The following is a 14,587-nucleotide window of genomic DNA, read 5'->3' on the forward strand; positions in this document are numbered from 1 at the left end:
TGCGCCGGGTGCGTGTCCCCGTGCGCCGTCGGATGCGCTCTACTCAGGCTTGCCTAACCTTGGTTCCATGGAAACGTCGGAGCACGTACGGCCGGTATCCATGGTGATGTGCGCGGGGCCGTAACCCGAAGGGGGTCGAGATGCGCTGGTTCGCAGGGGCGTCCGAAAGTCGGAGCGTGACCCGGCCGACCGGGGCCAGGACATTGTGGGACGGCTCCGATCCGCTGTGGCTGGTGGGGAATTGGCCCGCGGACGAGGTCCGGGTGGTCAGCCGGGGCGGGATGCGGATGGCGGTACTGGGCGTGTGCGGCGCCACCGACGCCGAGCTGGAGGTCGGACTCGCGGTCGCCCGAGGCGGCGCGCTGCGACACCTGACCGGGTGGGCCGGCAGCTACCACGTGGTGCTGCGCACCGGCCTGCGCACGGTGGTGCTCGGCGATCTCGCGGGCGTCCGCCAGGTGTTCCACACCGAGCCGGCCGATGGCGTGGTCTACGCCTCGCACGCACTCCCGCTCGCCGACCTGACCCGCGCCGGCCTGGACACCGAGGCCTTCGCGGCCCGCCTCGCCTGCCCCGACGTGCCCGAACTGGTCTCCGGACGCTCGATGTTCGCCGGGGTGAACCGGCTCGAACCCGGCCACGCCCTGGACGTCGCGCACGGCGTGGCCCGGGTGCGGCTCTACGAACAGCACCGCTCCCCGCTCGACTTCCCCGGCGCGGCCGACGCACTGGGTCGGGCCCTGTCCGACGCGGTCGGCCGCCGAGTGGCCGGATCCAAGCGCCCCGGCGCGGATCTGTCCGGAGGACGGGACTCGGCGGTGCTCGCGCTGCTGGGCGCCCGCTCGGTGGCGATGGCCAAATCGCGCGACCTGATCGCGGTCACGTGGGCCGAGCCGTGCGCCCCCGGCGACCCGGAGTCCGCGGCCGACATCGTGGCCCGCTCGGCGCGGTTGCGCCACCTGATCGTCCCGGGCGACGTCGACCACCTGCCCTACACCGGCCTGGAGGACGTGCTCAGCGGCGCCGTGATGCCCGACGAACCCGGCTTCTCGCTGATCGGCATGGCCCGAACCACCCGTACGTTCAACGCCATTCGCGACGCTGGCATCGACATGCACATCACCGGCTACGGCGGTGACGCGGTGCTGGGCACCCCGCTCGCCTACCTCGCCGACCTGGCCATGGACCGTCGCCGGCTGACCACCGCCCGGCACGCCCGCACCTGGGCGCGCAACCTGGGCATGCGCGGCCACGACCTCGCGAGCACCGCCAACCGGGTCGCCCGCACCACCTTCCCCCAGGCACTCGACCAACTCGCGGAGGTCTTCGCGGGCTCCGGCCGGGTGGAAGCGGGCCCGGCCGCCGCGATCGCGTGGTGTTCCGCGGCCCCCACGGCGGTCTGGACGACGCCGGACATGCGCCGCCGTCTCGCCGTGTCGCTGCGCCGCCTCGCGGGCGAGTCGGTGGTCTCCGCCGGATCCGTCGTCGCCGCGGACCCGGCGGTCCATGGCCGTCCGGGGGACCGCGCCGCATGGGTCGCGGTCCGCCGGGCGGCGGAACGCCAACGCGCCTGCCAACAACTCGCCGAGCGCATCGGCGTGCGGGTCCAGGCGCCCTACCTGGACACCGCCGTGGTGCGCGCCGGGTTGTCGCTGCCGGCCTGGGCACGGGATCGGGACGACGGCCCCAGGGCGCTGCTCACCGCGGCCGTACAGGGGCTGATCCCGCGACACACCCTCGGCACCGTGCACCGGGCCGACTACACCGAGGCCGAACGACGCGGCCTGCGCCTGAACGCCGGGGTGCTGCGCGACCTGTTCGCCGACCCGCTGCTCGCCGAACTGGGCGTACTCGACCCGGTCGAGGTACGGCGCACCCTCGACCACGCGATCGGCGGCCCGAACCTGAGCAAGGGCGACCCGACCGCCACCGGCCCCGACCTGCCCCTGGGCGCCCTCGCCGACATCGTCTCGGCCGAACTGTGGCTGCGCGGCGTCTGGGAGGGCCGAGTAATGCGCTGGGACGCAACCCCGAGCTCGGCCCCGGGCGTACGCATCGCGGCGGTCGCGTAGGCCCCGCCGAGATCCGCCGGACACGGGCCGGCCGACAGCGAGCACGGACCGACACCCCGACCGGGCAAGCCCCGCGGCCACGCGGCTTGCCCGGGTGCGGGTTGCCGGGTGCCGGGTTGCCGGGACGTTCGGTTGCGCGGCCACCGGGCCTTCCGTGCCACGAGGCATCCGCGCCGGCGGGCCACGACGAGCCACGTGGGCCTGCCCGGCCGGCGTGCGCAGCCCGGCGGGTGCGGCTTCGTGCTTCCCGGGCCCGGCATCGGGCCTGGCGAGGCCGGGCCGGTCGCGCTTGGACGGACACATGGCGCGGCCTGGGCGGCAGGCGCGGGGTGGCGGGCCGGATAGGGCCCACCGAGCCCGAGTCGGCCGAGCCGAACAGGGCACGGCCGGCCGCGTAGCGGGCGAGCGACACGGATGCGGAGCACCGGATCGAACCCCGGGCGCGGAGCGGACGTGCGACCCGCCGCACCACGACTCGCCTGCGCCTTGCCCCGGGACGCTCGGCCTCTCCCCGGCGGGGTCCTCGTGCGCAACGCGGCCGGGGACGTTTCCGCCCGGCGTTCCACGCCCGCGTACCCCCGGGCCTTGATCCGCTTCCGGTGCGCACCTAGCATGCGAGCGTGGCACCTACCGACCGGTAGGAATGTCCGATCCGGCTCGATCCACCGCGACACCGCTGACCGCAGGGGGAGCACGCACATGAGGGACCGGCACCTCGAACCCGAGCACATCGCCTTTCGCGAATCCGCGCGTGAGTTTTTTCAGCGTGAGGTGGTCCCGTTCCACGACCAGTGGGAGAAGGACGGCATCGTCGACCGCTCGGTCTGGCTCAAGGCCGGCAAGCAGGGACTGCTGGGCATCGACGTGGACGAGCGCTACGGCGGCGGCGGGGTGTCCGACTTTCGCTACTTCGCGACGTTGTCCGAGGAACTGATCCGGGTGGCCGCGTCCGGGGTGGGATTCGGCCTGCACAACGAGGTGGTCGCGCCGTACCTCAACGACCTGGCCACGGACGAGCAGAAGCAGCGCTGGTTGCCCGGCTTCTGCTCCGGCGAGATCATCACCGCGATCGCGATGACCGAACCCGGCGCGGGCAGCGACCTCCAGGGAGTGCGGACCACCGCGATCCGGGACGGCGACCACTACGTGCTCAACGGCGCGAAGACCTTCATCACCAACGGCATCAACGCCGACCTGGTGATCGTGGTGGCCAAGACCGATCCCGCGGCCAAGGGCAGCAAGGGGATCAGCCTGATCGTGGTCGAGCGGGACATGCCGGGCTTCGAGCGCGGGCGCAACCTGGACAAGATCGGGATGAAGGCGCAGGACACCGCCGAACTGTTCTTCTCCGACGTGCGGGTGCCGGTGAACAACCTGCTCGGTGAGGAGAATCGCGGCTTCTACCACCTGATGAACAACCTGCCGCAGGAACGCCTGGGCATCGCGAGTGCGGCGGTCGCCGGCGCCGAGACGGTCTTCGCGCACACCCTGGAGTACGTCAAGACACGCACCGCGTTCGGCCGCCCGATCGGATCGTTCCAGAACACCAGGTTCGAACTGGCTGAGATGGACACCGAGTTGGACATCGCGCGGACCTACGTCGACGACTGCATCATGAAGCACATCGCGGGCGAGCTGGACGCGGTCGCCGCCTCGAAGGCCAAATGGTGGACCACCGACCTGCAAAAGCGCGTGGTCGACCGCTGTCTGCAACTGCACGGCGGATACGGCTACATGCTCGAATACCCGGTGGCCAAGGCGTTCATCGACACACGGGTGCAATCGATCTACGGGGGGACGAACGAGATCATGAAGGAAATCATCGGCCGTTCCCTCGGCATCTGAACACGGCATCCGAACACGGCATCGGAACAGGGCCATCGGAGCAGGGCGGCGGAACGAGGCATCCGCACGTGCCATCCGAGCCTCGACATCCGAGCGCGGCAACTCGACATCCGAACCTCGGCATCCGGAGCGGAGCGCGAACATGACGGAGGGTCCCATGGCCGAGGCATTGCGGCCCGAAGCGATCACGAAGTGGCTGGCCGAGCGGGTCGCGGTGCACCCGCCGCTGCATTTCGACCTCGTGCTCGGCGGCCGTTCGAACCTCACCTACGTGGTCTCGGACGCCGACGCGCACCGCTGGGTGCTGCGCCGACCCCCGCTCGGACACGTGCTCGCGACCGCGCACGACATGGGGCGCGAGCACCGGATCCTGGCCGCGCTGGGCTCCGGGCGGACCGACGTGCCGGTGCCGCCGGTGCTCGGCCTGTGCACGGACGAGACGGTCAACGGTGCGCCGTTCTTCGTGATGGACTTCGTCGACGGGCATGTGATCCGCTCCGCCGAGGACGCGACCACGATGCTCACGCCGCAGGCCCGGCAGCGGGCCGGCGAGCAACTCGCGGACGTGCTCGCGGCGATCCACGCGGTGGACGTGGACGCGGTGGGTCTGGGCGAGCTCGGCCGTCGCGCGGACTACATCGGGCGACAGCTGCGTCGCTGGCACCGCCAGTGGGAGGCCACTCGGGTGCCGGGGATCGACGCGATCGACGACGTGCACGACGCGCTGGCGGCGTCCGTACCGACGCAGCAGGGCGCCACGATCGTGCACGGCGACTTCCGCCTGGACAACGTCATCCTCGGCCCGGACGGCACCGTGCGCGCGGTGCTGGACTGGGAACTGTGCACGCTCGGTGACCCGCTCGCCGACGTGGGCACCACGCTCATGTACTGGGTCGAGGCGGGCGAGGACGGGGCGTTGTTGCCCGCCGACGGCACCGCGAGCGAGGGCTTCATCGACCGGGCCGCGTTCGCCGCCCGCTACGCGGCGGCCACCGGCCGGGATCTGTCGCACATCCGCTGGTACCAGGCGTTCGCGTGCTGGCGGTTGGCCTGCATCCTGGCCGGCGTGCTCGATCGCTATACCGCCGGCGCGATGGGCGCGCAGGACGCGGCCGGGCGGTTCACCGGCGACGGTCTGCGTGCGCTGGCCGACCGCGCGCAGGAGATCCTCGCGCACGCCTGACCGCCGTCCGGGTGGCGTTCGCGTGCAGAGGTGAGTGTGTGACATCCGGGTGGTATGGGGCCCTCCACATCCGGATTCGGTGACGAGGAGGGCCCATGGCCGACGCTGAGCCGAAGGGCGTCGTGGTCGGCGTGGACGGGTCGGAGCCGGCCCGGCGGGCCCTGGACTGGGCGATGACCGAGGCCGAACTGCGCGGGTTGCCGCTGTACGTGGTGACCGCGCAGCCCGCGTCCCCGGGCTATGTCGTGCTCGCGCCCGGCCCGCACTACCAGGAGGATCTGGAGCGGGTGCTCGCCGAATTGCGGACCCGGACGGAGATCACCGTGGCCGAGGTGAACGGCGAACGCGAGCGGCCGTTCGGCGGACATGCCGTGGTCCAGGTGTACTCGGGGACGGCGACCGAGGTGCTGCTCGGGATGTCCGAGCGGCACGAGATGGTCGTGGTGGGCTCGCGTGGCTCCGGCGGCTTCTCCCGCCTGCTGCTCGGCTCGGTCAGCACGGCGGTGGTGCACCATGCGGCCTGCCCGGTGCTCGTGGTGCGCAGCTGATCACGCTCGCTCGGCCCGGTGGCGCCCCGAGTCGGCTCGATTGCGCCCGAGGATCGGTTCGGTTCGAACGCCATTCGGTTCGAACTCCGTTCGGCTCGGGCCGCTTCGACCCGTCCCCGGTTCGGCCCGGCCCCGGTTCAACTCAGGAAGAGGGTGTCCAACTCGTCCTGCGTGAACGGCTTCCCGGGCAGCGGGGACGAGTGTCCCGCGTGCAGGCCGTCGAGCAGGATCTCCAGATACCGACCGGCGATGGTCAGTCGTTGCGAATGCGGAAGTCCGGACGGGGGCAGCAGACACGACATCATCAGCGATATGTCGGCGTCCGAGACATCCGCCCTGAGCAGTCCGCAGGCTTTGGCGCGGTCGACCAACATGCCCACCGCATCGTTGAGTTCGGCGCGCGAGGAGCTCATTTCCTCGGTTACCGGGACCCGCCCGCTGAGGGCGGGGAACAATCGGCCGGCACCCGAGCCGACCGCGCGGCGTAAGTACCTGGCGAGCGCGGACCACGCGTCCGGCTCCTCGTCCAGTGCGTTGACCGCCTCGGCGGTCAGCCGGTTGGTCTCGGCGATCATGATCCGTTGGACCAGCGCCTCCTTGCCGGTGAAGCGGCGGTAGATGGTGCCCACCCCCACGCCGGCGCGGCGGGCTATCTCCTCCATCGGAGCGTCGTAACCCAGCTCGCCGAACACCTCGCGGGCCGCCCGGAGCACCTGCTCCAGATTGCGCCGGGCGTCGGTGCGCAGCTGTGGCGACGGATCGGCCGGCCTGCTCCGTTGCGGCTTGCGAGCCGGTGGAATCGTCGTGGTGTGTCGCCCCCCGACGCCGTCGCCGCCGGTGTCCTGCGTCTTCGTGGTACGCGTACGCGAAGCGCCGCTCATAGCGTCTCCCCCGGAAGGCAAGTGTGTCGATTCCCCCACCAGACCCCGCTTTGCCCAGGGCGTCGAGACTACCCGAACCGACCCCACCCCAGAAGCGGAATCCGACAGCACGGTTGTGAAGATATCGCTGACCGCTGATCTCTCGTCACCACCCGTGCGGGGCACGCAAACCCGTCGAAGATCTGTCTGTGGCGCTCGGAAAGGGGCAGAGTGGGACGCATGACGACCTCGACTCGGCCCGAGCGCATCCTGATCGTCGGCGGCGGCTACGTCGGCTTGTACACGGCCCTTCGCCTGCAACGGAAACTCAAGGCGGGAGAGGCGACGGTGACAGTCGTCGAACCGCAGTCGTACATGACCTACCAGCCGTTCCTCCCGGAGGCCGCGGCCGGCGCCATCTCGCCACGCCACGTGGTCGTCCCGCTCCGCTCGGTGTTGCCCAAGTGCCGCATCGTGACCGGGACCGTGGAGCACGTGAACCACGCGAAGAAGACCGCGACCATCGAACTGCTCAACGGCGAGACCTACGACGCCTCCTACGACCTGCTCGTGGTCGCACCGGGCTCGGTCGCACGGACCCTGCCGATACCGGGGCTCGCCGAGTGGGGCATCGGCTTCAAGACCGTCGAGGAGGCCATCGCGCTGCGCAACCACGTGCTCGAACAGATGGACACCGCGTCCTCGACCCGGGACCCCTCGATCCGCGACCACGCGCTGACCTTCGTCTTCGTCGGCGGCGGCTACGCGGGCGTGGAGGCGCTCGCGGAGCTGGAGGACATGGCCCGCTACGCCTGCCGGTACTACCACAACATCACCCCGGCGGACATGCGCTGGATCCTGGTCGAGGCCTCGCCGCGGATCCTGCCCGAGGTGGGCGAGGACATGGGCCGGTACACGGTCGCCGAGCTGCGCCGACGCGGCATCGACGTACGCCTGAACACCCGGCTGGAGTCGGCGCGCGACCGGCACGTCGTGCTCTCGGACGGCACCGAGGTCGACGCGAGCACACTGGTGTGGACGGCGGGCGTCAAGCCCAGCCCGATGTTGATCGCCACCGATCTGCCGCTGGACGACAAGGGCCGGCTCAAGGCGCGCGCAACGCTGGAGGTGGACGGGGTCCCGGGGGTGTGGACGGCGGGCGACTGCGCGGCGGTGCCCGATCTGACCAAGCCGGGCGAGGAATTCACCGGCCCCAGCGCGCAACACGCGGTACGCCAGGCGCGGGTGCTCGCCGACAACATCATCGCCACGCTGCGCGACCGGCCGCAGCAGCAGTACCGGCACAAGTACGCGGGTTCGGTGGCTTCGCTCGGCCTGCACAAGGGCGTCGCCCAGGTCTACGGGATCAAGACCAAGGGCCTGCCGGCGTGGTTCATGCACCGCACATACCACCTCAGCCGGGTGCCCACGATGAACCGCAAGATGCGCATCATGGCGGAATGGACACTGTCCCTGATGTTCCGGCGGGAGATCGTCTCGCTCGGTTCGATCGAACACCCGCGCGCCGAGTTCGAGTACGCCACCCGGGGGGACCGCAAGCCCACCGGGTAGGCACGGCCGGCCGAGGGGCTCGTAGGCTGAAGCGTTGCCCGAGGGGCGAGTGGGCCGCGACCGGGTCCCGTACATTGCCACAGCGCACTCCTGTGGTACCCCGAACGGGGGCCCGGTCACGGGACGTGATTCCCTCACGGCCGACTTTCGCCCACACTGGTGATGTCACCTGCGGTAAACCTCCATGCGCTTTGCGTGAACGAACTCTCTAGGAAGCGAGCGGTTGAACATCACTCGGTGGGGCGCCCGGCTGGCCGGTGACCGGCGCCGCTCGGTGCCGGCGGCACGCAGCCAGGAATCGAACGACACCTTCCCGTTGCGCGACGTGCTGGCCCACGCTCCCGCGCTGATCGCGGTCACCCGAGGGTCGAACCACGAGCTGTGTTACGTCAACGACGCCTACCGGGCGGTCTTCGGCGCACGCAGGTCGGGTGTTCCGGCCCGGGACGCGCTGCCCGAACTCGCCGAGCACGGGCTGCTGACGCTGATGGATCAGGTCTATCGGACCGGGCGCGGGCGAACCGTGCGCGCCCGCCGGGTCGACCATCGCGGCGAGACCTACCCCGGCATGCCGGAGAGCGAGCGCAGGCACGGCTACTACACGTTCGTGTGCACGCCGGTCCGCCCCGAGGCGGCCGGTCGCGGCGGCGACACGCGAGGCGTCCTGGTCTTCGCGGTCGACGTCACCGACCAGGTCCAGGCCACCGACCGGCTGCGGGAGAGCGAGCGGCGGCACCGGCAGGCCGCGGTCACCCTGCAACGCAGCCTGCTGCCGCAGCGGTTGGAGAACCCCGACGACCTGATCGTGGCCGCCAAGTACCTGCCCGGTGGCACCGACGCCGCGGTCGGCGGCGACTGGTACGACGTGATCACCCTGGGCGCGGGGCGCACCGCGCTGGTGATCGGCGACGTGATGGGCCGAGGCGTGCGCGCCGCGGCGGTGATGGGCCAACTGCGGACGGCGGTACGGGCGTACGCGCGCCTGGACCTGCCGCCGCACGAGATCCTGCAACTGCTCGACGAGACCGCGATGGAGATCGACGCGACCCAGATCGCCACGTGCGCCTACGCGGTCTACGACCCGGGGGAGGGCGTGCTGACCTACTCGACGGCGGGCCATCTGCCGCCGCTGGTCCGTGACGGCGAGGACGTGATCCACAAGCTCGACGACGCGAACGGGCCGCCGCTGGGCACCGGCGCGAGCTGGCCGCACACCTCGGGGCGGATCACCCTCGACCCGGGCTCGACCGTGGTGCTGTACACGGACGGCCTGGTCGAACGCCGCGGCGAGGACCTGGACGAGGGCATCGACACGCTGGGCGCCGCGCTGCTGTCGTCGGTGGGCGAACCCGAGGCGGTCCGGGACCACCTCATCGCGCACATGCAGTTGCCGGAGGAACACGACGACGACATGGCGATGCTGGTGCTGCAACTGCCGCGCCGTGAGGGTGCCCAGGCGCGTCTGTTCCGGACCGCGTCGCTTGACCTGCTGGGCGGCAGCGAAGTGGCCGCGCGCGGGCGGGCCTTCACCTCGGGTGTGCTGGCCAGTTGGCAGGTCGGTGAGGAATTGCGGGAGATGGGCGTGCTCGCGGTCAGCGAGTTCGTGGCGAACGCGCTCACCCACGGGGCCGCGCCGATGCGGTTGCGCCTTCGGCGCACCGACAAGCGGCTGATCGTCGAGGTCTCCGACGCGGACGACCACGTTCCGCGGCGGCGTCGGGCGGCGGCCGACGACGAGAGCGGGCGCGGGGTGGCGATCGTGGCGACGATTGCCAAGTCGTGGGGGAGTCGGCTCACCGACGAGGGCAAGACGGTCTGGTGCGAGTTCCCGTTGGGCTGATCGGGGGTATTTGGCCTCATGCGCCGGCCGGGCTGATTTGGCTTTTGTCCGACGTTGGGCGTGGGTTGCCTTGGGTTGGCCTCATGCGCCGGCCGGGCTGATTTGGCTTTTGTCCGACGTTGGGCGTGGGTTGCCTTGGGTTGGCCTCAAGCGCCGGCCGGGCTGAGTGGCGTGGCCTTCAAGCGCCGGCCGGGCTGAGTGGGCTCATGCGCCGGCCGGGCTGAGTGGGCTCATGCGTTGGCCGGCGCCGGGTTGGCCTCAAGCGCCCGGCCGGCGCTGGGTGGGCTTGGTGGTTGGTGTTGGTCAGGCCGGCAGGGGGTGGGGAGTGGGTTGGCGGGAGGGGGTGGACTCGGCGATGACGACGCCGTTCTGGGTCGGGTTGAGGGTGTGGCGCATGCGTAGGCCGAGGATGGTGATCAGGAGCGAGCAGGCCATCAGGACGGCCAGGTAGGGGCCGTACAGGCCGGCGCCGACCATGACGCCGGCGAAGGCCGGGCCCGCTGCCATGGCGAGTTGCTTCACCAGGGACTGGGCCGCGTTGTACTGGCCGAGCAGGTGTGCGGGGGCCAGGTCCGCGACCATCGGTCCGAGCGTCGGCGCGAGCAGCGACTCGCCCACGCCGAGCAGCGCGTACGTGGCGATGATGGTGACCGCCGCCGCGACCTTGTCGTCGTGCACCAGGCCGGACAGCGCCGTCACGATCCAGGCGAGCAGCCAGACCAGGCCGGTGGCCGCGATCACCGTGCTGCGCCGGCGGCGCTGGGTGATCCGCAGGACGGTGAGCTGACCGAGCACGATCACCGCGGTGTTGGCCGCGAGCGCGACGCCCAGCATGCTCGGCGAGATCCGGCTGACCTCGGTCGCGAACGCCGCCAGGCCCGACTCGAACTGGCCGTAGCAGGTGAAGAAGATGACCGCGCCGACCACACACAGCCGGACCATCGCGCGGTTCTTCACCAGGTGCCGAAAGCCCGAGCCCGGCGCCGTTCCGGCCGGAGCGGCCGGTATCGCGGGCAGCCGGACCGTGCCGCACACCGCGCCGAGCACCAGGAACATCGCGGTCTCGACGGCGAACAGCAGGGTGAAACTGGCCGGCCGCGACGGGTCGACGATCATGCCGCCGATCAGTCCGCCGATGCCCAGGCCCAGGTTGTTGAAGGTGAACTGGAGCGCGAACGCGCGAGCGCGGGTGAGCGCCGTCGTGCACCGCACGATCATCGTCGCCAGCGCGGGCTGGATCGCGGCCACACCGGCCCCGAGCAGCGCGGCGCCCGCCATGACCAGCGCCTCGCCGCGGGCCAGGCCCAGGGTCAGCGCGCCGAGTGCGGCCACCACCGAGCCGACCGCGACCACCGGACGGGGGCCGCGCCGGTCGATCGCCGGACCGACCATCGGGAGCGCGCACAGCGCGGCGATGGCGAGCACGCTGAACATCAGGCCGGCCTGACCCGCCGACAGGTTTCGCACCCGCGTCACGTATACGAACAGGAACGGCACCGTGAAACCGCTGCCGAACGCACTGAGCGCGTTACCGAGCTGGATCCGACGCAGAGCGCCTTGGGTCGCCACCACACACCTCCCGACTACCGGTCGCGCGGGCCGGCCGCTCCGGCCCGCGGGGATCGGTCCGCAGGCCGGGGCTCGGGCATCCGAAGGCGCGCGAAGGCGGCCGACCCGACCCGTACCGGCGTCCGGGCATGCCCGGGTCCGGCGAGGTGGTCGCCTGGTATCCGCGTCGAGGCGGGCGCGCCGGGGGCGGCCGGGCTGTCGCCCGGGCCCACGCCGGCGTCGCCGCCGTGCCTGATCCGATGAGTCCGAGTCCTCAAGCCTGAAGACTTCAGAGCTAAACTATACGGATCTATAGCCTTGGCGTCCAATGCTTAACGGCATCGCCCGGCGAGGGCGACGAACGAGCGGGTGGGAGGTGGGATACTTCCCGGCATGACAGAGGGGGCCGAGCAGGCAACAGCGGACGAAGGCGACATCGAGGAGTACCTCGCCGTCTTCCAGCGCGAATTCCCCGAGGTGGACCCGCAGGTCGAGACGATCGTGGCGGCGCTGTCCAAGCTCAACCGCCGGATGAGCGTCGCGTACGGCCGCCAACTCACCGCGCTGGGCATCACCAACGCCGAGTGGGAGGTGCTCAAGGCCCTGGTGTTGGTCGGCCGTCCCTACCGGCTCAGCCCCGGCGACCTGGCCCGCCGACTGGGCCTGACCCCCGCGGCGATGACCCACCGGCTGGACCGGATGGTCGCCGAGGACCTGGTCACCAGGACCCGGGACGAACAGAACCGGGTGCGGGTGATCGTCGAACTGACCACCACCGGCCGGGACGTGTGGCTGCGCGTGGTGCGCGAGGCCGCGGTCTTCGAGGCCGGCCTGCTCCAGGATCTGGGGCCGGCCGAACGGCATGCGCTCGCGGCCGGACTGCGCGGCATGCTGGCGCGGGTCGAGGAATCCCAGCCGGACGCGGGCGGGCGCCTGGACACGGAGTGATCCGGCGGGCCCCGAGCGCTGCCACGCTCGGGTGCACCGCCACGGTGGGACACCGGACGAGAAGGGGACCGGACACATGCGAGTGCGCATTCCGAGGCAACGCACGGACATCGAGCGGCTGGACCGACCGCTGCCCGCGGGCCTGTCCAGGCCGGCCCCGCGCATCCTGCGCGCGCCGCGCCCGAGGAGCCCGCGCCCGGCCGAGGATCCGCTGCTCGACTACCGCATGGTGGTCACCCGCACGCTGATCCGACACCGGCCGGTCGACACCGGCGGCTGCGGCTGCGGGGTACCCGAGCCGTGCCCCGTCCGGGCCCACGCGGCCCGCCTGCTGGAATGGGTCTGACCCGCTCCGGTCACGGGAGCAGGTCGCCGTTCCGCCGGACGCGAGTGATCAGCGGCTGGAGCAGCCACACCAACGTGATCAACGCGGCCAGCGGGATCGCCACGGACAGGGCCCAGGTGCGACCGAACAGATAGTCCACCACCAGCAGGACCGCGGACGTCAGCGCCACCGACAGGGCGATCGCGCCGGCTATCCCGTAGCGGTTCGACCGGTGCAGCAGCACATCCTTGGCGTGCCCGCGAAAGAGCAGGCGGTGCTGGACGGCCGGTGCGATGAAGAAGATCGAGGACAGCAGGGTCGAGATCAGCGCGACCAGGAACACGTCCTTCTGGAATTCACTCACGCGCGCGAAGCCCTGCGCGAACGGGACGGTCAACAAGAACGCGAACATGAACTGCACACCAGGGATCGCGACGCGCAATCCCTGCATCAACTCGTTCAGCTCGCGGTCGAGTCGTTCCTTCGACGTTTCGTCCATGGTGGGCTGCTGCCCTGGAAGAAACGTTTCGCACCTGGTGCGAACCGCGAACCTCACGATCGTGCCGAGCGGACGCACCAGGGCCTGGTTTCGATCCCGCGCCGGGCACCACGACGCGGGATCGAAGCCAGGCCCTAGGGTGGCTGCCATGCACCACGCCTGGTCCAACTGCCCGCCGCCCCGCCACTGAGCGGGGTGTCCCCGGGTCCGATCCGGTAGTCCCGGGTCGCGGCCCTGGATCGGCCTGGCCGAAACCGGTGCCGCCCCGCTCCGACGTTGTCCTGTAGGCGTCGAAGTCGGAGCCTTTCCATGTTCGTTCGTACCTTCCTTCATGCTGCCCGGAACACCCGGTCCGGGCTCGATCTGTTCGTTGTCGCCGGCGTCCTGTGGGGGACCGGTGGGATCGCCGGTTCGGTGTTGGCCGCCCGCGCCGGGCTGCACCCGGTGGCCGTCGCGGCCTATCGGCTGCTCGCCGGCGGCCTGTTCATCACCGGCTACGCGCTCGCCTGCGGGCGGCTGCGGGTGCGTCGCCCGAACCGGGCCGAACTCGCCCGGATCGCCGGCGTCGGCGCCCTGTTCACGGTGTTCCAGGCGGCCTATTTCGCTGCCGTGGCGGCCACTTCGGTGAGTCTGGCCACGCTCACCACCATGGTCGCCGTGCACCTCCTGGTGACCACCGGCTCGGCCCTGCTGGAGCGACGCCGACTCGGCCGGTTCGCGATCGCGAGTCTGGTCGTGGCCGCCCTGGGCCTGGCCCTGCTGCTCGGCTCACCCGCCGGCGGCGCCCGCGGCGCACCGGTGGGTGTCGGCTTCGCGCTGGTGGCCGCCGGCGGGTTCGCGGTGTCGACCCTGGACACCCGGCCGGCCCTGCCCGGGCTCGACCGGGTCGCCGTCACCGGGCTCGGATTCCTGTTCGGCGGTTGCCTGTTGTTGCCCGCGGCACTGGCGGTCGGGATGGCCGTGCCGATCCACATCGACACCCTGGGCGCGGTGTTCTTCCTCGGCGTGGTGCCCACCGCGGGGGCGTACATCGCCTACTTCACCGCGCTCGGCCGGGCGCACGTGGGCGGCGGCATCGTGGCGGTGCTGCTCGAACCGCTGACCGCGACCGTGCTCGCCGCGTTGCTCCAGGGTGAGCGGCTCGGGCCGACACGGCTGCTCGGCGGCGTCCTGGTGCTCACCTCGATCGCGGTGCACCACCGCGCGGCCGGCAACGCCGCGCGCGGCTGAATCCCGCGGCCCCGTCGGCCCTTCGGGCGGAAACCGTCCCGAACCACCCGTCTCGTCCCCGATTCTCGGCTAGCGTGCGGCACCAGCGGCACACGGCCGGCACAGCACAGGAGGTGC

General features: G+C 71.4%; 12 protein-coding genes. 9 read left to right on the top strand and 3 right to left on the bottom strand.

The genetic code is table 11. The features are described from left to right. Window positions 1-176: 176 nt before the first annotated feature. The 4 genes from ACFZBU_RS36780 to ACFZBU_RS36795 all read left to right on the top strand — a co-directional run bounded on the left by ACFZBU_RS36780 (window position 177) and on the right by ACFZBU_RS36795 (window position 5,648). On the top strand, window positions 177-2,072 hold the full coding sequence (locus tag ACFZBU_RS36780) for an asparagine synthase-related protein (RefSeq protein WP_391588088.1): 1,896 nt from the start codon (window positions 177-179) through the stop codon (window positions 2,070-2,072). Between the two features lie 699 nt (window positions 2,073-2,771). Continuing rightward, a complete protein-coding gene (locus ACFZBU_RS36785) occupies window positions 2,772-3,917 on the top strand; it encodes an acyl-CoA dehydrogenase family protein (RefSeq protein WP_391588089.1) in 1,146 nt (381 codons plus the stop codon). Window positions 3,918-4,059: 142 nt separating this feature from the next. Further along, window positions 4,060-5,100 (top strand): phosphotransferase family protein, encoded by a 1,041-nt coding sequence (locus tag ACFZBU_RS36790; RefSeq protein WP_391588090.1) that lies wholly within the window; start codon window positions 4,060-4,062, stop codon window positions 5,098-5,100. Between the two features lie 95 nt (window positions 5,101-5,195). Further along, entirely contained in the window at window positions 5,196-5,648 is a 453-nt protein-coding gene (locus ACFZBU_RS36795) for a universal stress protein (RefSeq protein WP_391588091.1), read from the top strand. Between the two features lie 137 nt (window positions 5,649-5,785). On the opposite strand, the gene ACFZBU_RS36800 is transcribed toward ACFZBU_RS36795, so the two are convergent. Next, complete coding sequence (locus ACFZBU_RS36800) at window positions 5,786-6,529, bottom strand: TetR/AcrR family transcriptional regulator (RefSeq protein WP_391588092.1); 744 nt, start codon at window positions 6,527-6,529, stop codon at window positions 5,786-5,788. A 219-nt stretch (window positions 6,530-6,748) separates the two neighbouring features. On the opposite strand from ACFZBU_RS36800, the gene ACFZBU_RS36805 reads away from it, so the two are divergent. Continuing rightward, window positions 6,749-8,080, top strand: a complete 1,332-nt coding sequence (locus ACFZBU_RS36805) for an NAD(P)/FAD-dependent oxidoreductase (protein ID WP_391588093.1) — start codon at window positions 6,749-6,751, stop codon at window positions 8,078-8,080. A gap of 223 nt (window positions 8,081-8,303) precedes the next feature. Then, the gene (locus ACFZBU_RS36810; RefSeq protein ID WP_391588094.1) at window positions 8,304-9,920 is read left to right on the top strand and encodes a SpoIIE family protein phosphatase; all 1,617 of its coding nucleotides are present in this window, start codon (window positions 8,304-8,306) and stop codon (window positions 9,918-9,920) included. A gap of 303 nt (window positions 9,921-10,223) precedes the next feature. Here the strand turns inward: ACFZBU_RS36810 and ACFZBU_RS36815 are convergent, their stop codons facing one another. Next, window positions 10,224-11,492 carry an MFS transporter gene (locus ACFZBU_RS36815; protein WP_391588095.1) on the bottom strand — a complete coding sequence of 423 codons (1,269 nt, stop codon included), beginning with the start codon at window positions 11,490-11,492 and terminating at the stop codon, window positions 10,224-10,226. A 369-nt stretch (window positions 11,493-11,861) separates the two neighbouring features. Between ACFZBU_RS36815 and ACFZBU_RS36820 the strand changes: the two genes are divergently transcribed. Further along, window positions 11,862-12,416: a MarR family winged helix-turn-helix transcriptional regulator gene (locus tag ACFZBU_RS36820; RefSeq protein ID WP_391588096.1), complete on the top strand. Its 555-nt coding sequence runs from the start codon at window positions 11,862-11,864 to the stop codon at window positions 12,414-12,416. Window positions 12,417-12,492: 76 nt separating this feature from the next. After that, window positions 12,493-12,762 (top strand): hypothetical protein, encoded by a 270-nt coding sequence (locus ACFZBU_RS36825; RefSeq protein ID WP_391588097.1) that lies wholly within the window; start codon window positions 12,493-12,495, stop codon window positions 12,760-12,762. 10 nt (window positions 12,763-12,772) lie between these two features. On the opposite strand, the gene ACFZBU_RS36830 is transcribed toward ACFZBU_RS36825, so the two are convergent. Next, a complete protein-coding gene (locus ACFZBU_RS36830) occupies window positions 12,773-13,240 on the bottom strand; it encodes a DUF6328 family protein (protein ID WP_391588098.1) in 468 nt (155 codons plus the stop codon). Window positions 13,241-13,549: 309 nt separating this feature from the next. On the opposite strand from ACFZBU_RS36830, the gene ACFZBU_RS36835 reads away from it, so the two are divergent. Further along, window positions 13,550-14,470, top strand: a complete 921-nt coding sequence (locus tag ACFZBU_RS36835; protein ID WP_391588099.1) for a DMT family transporter — start codon at window positions 13,550-13,552, stop codon at window positions 14,468-14,470. Window positions 14,471-14,587: the final 117 nt, after the last annotated feature.

Origin of the sequence: Embleya sp. NPDC008237, assembly GCF_042956465.1 — a bacterium.
Lineage (GTDB): Bacteria > Actinomycetota > Actinomycetes > Streptomycetales > Streptomycetaceae > Embleya.

Coding starts and splice junctions, on each gene's coding strand:
- ACFZBU_RS36785 (WP_391588089.1), top strand. CDS start 2,772: ATGAGGGACCGGCACCTCGAACCCGAGCACATCGCCTTTCGCGAATCC.
- ACFZBU_RS36790 (WP_391588090.1), top strand. CDS start 4,060: ATGACGGAGGGTCCCATGGCCGAGGCATTGCGGCCCGAAGCGATCACG.
- ACFZBU_RS36795 (WP_391588091.1), top strand. CDS start 5,196: ATGGCCGACGCTGAGCCGAAGGGCGTCGTGGTCGGCGTGGACGGGTCG.
- ACFZBU_RS36800 (WP_391588092.1), bottom strand. CDS start 6,529: ATGAGCGGCGCTTCGCGTACGCGTACCACGAAGACGCAGGACACCGGC.
- ACFZBU_RS36805 (WP_391588093.1), top strand. CDS start 6,749: ATGACGACCTCGACTCGGCCCGAGCGCATCCTGATCGTCGGCGGCGGC.
- ACFZBU_RS36820 (WP_391588096.1), top strand. CDS start 11,862: ATGACAGAGGGGGCCGAGCAGGCAACAGCGGACGAAGGCGACATCGAG.
- ACFZBU_RS36825 (WP_391588097.1), top strand. CDS start 12,493: ATGCGAGTGCGCATTCCGAGGCAACGCACGGACATCGAGCGGCTGGAC.
- ACFZBU_RS36830 (WP_391588098.1), bottom strand. CDS start 13,240: ATGGACGAAACGTCGAAGGAACGACTCGACCGCGAGCTGAACGAGTTG.
- ACFZBU_RS36835 (WP_391588099.1), top strand. CDS start 13,550: ATGTTCGTTCGTACCTTCCTTCATGCTGCCCGGAACACCCGGTCCGGG.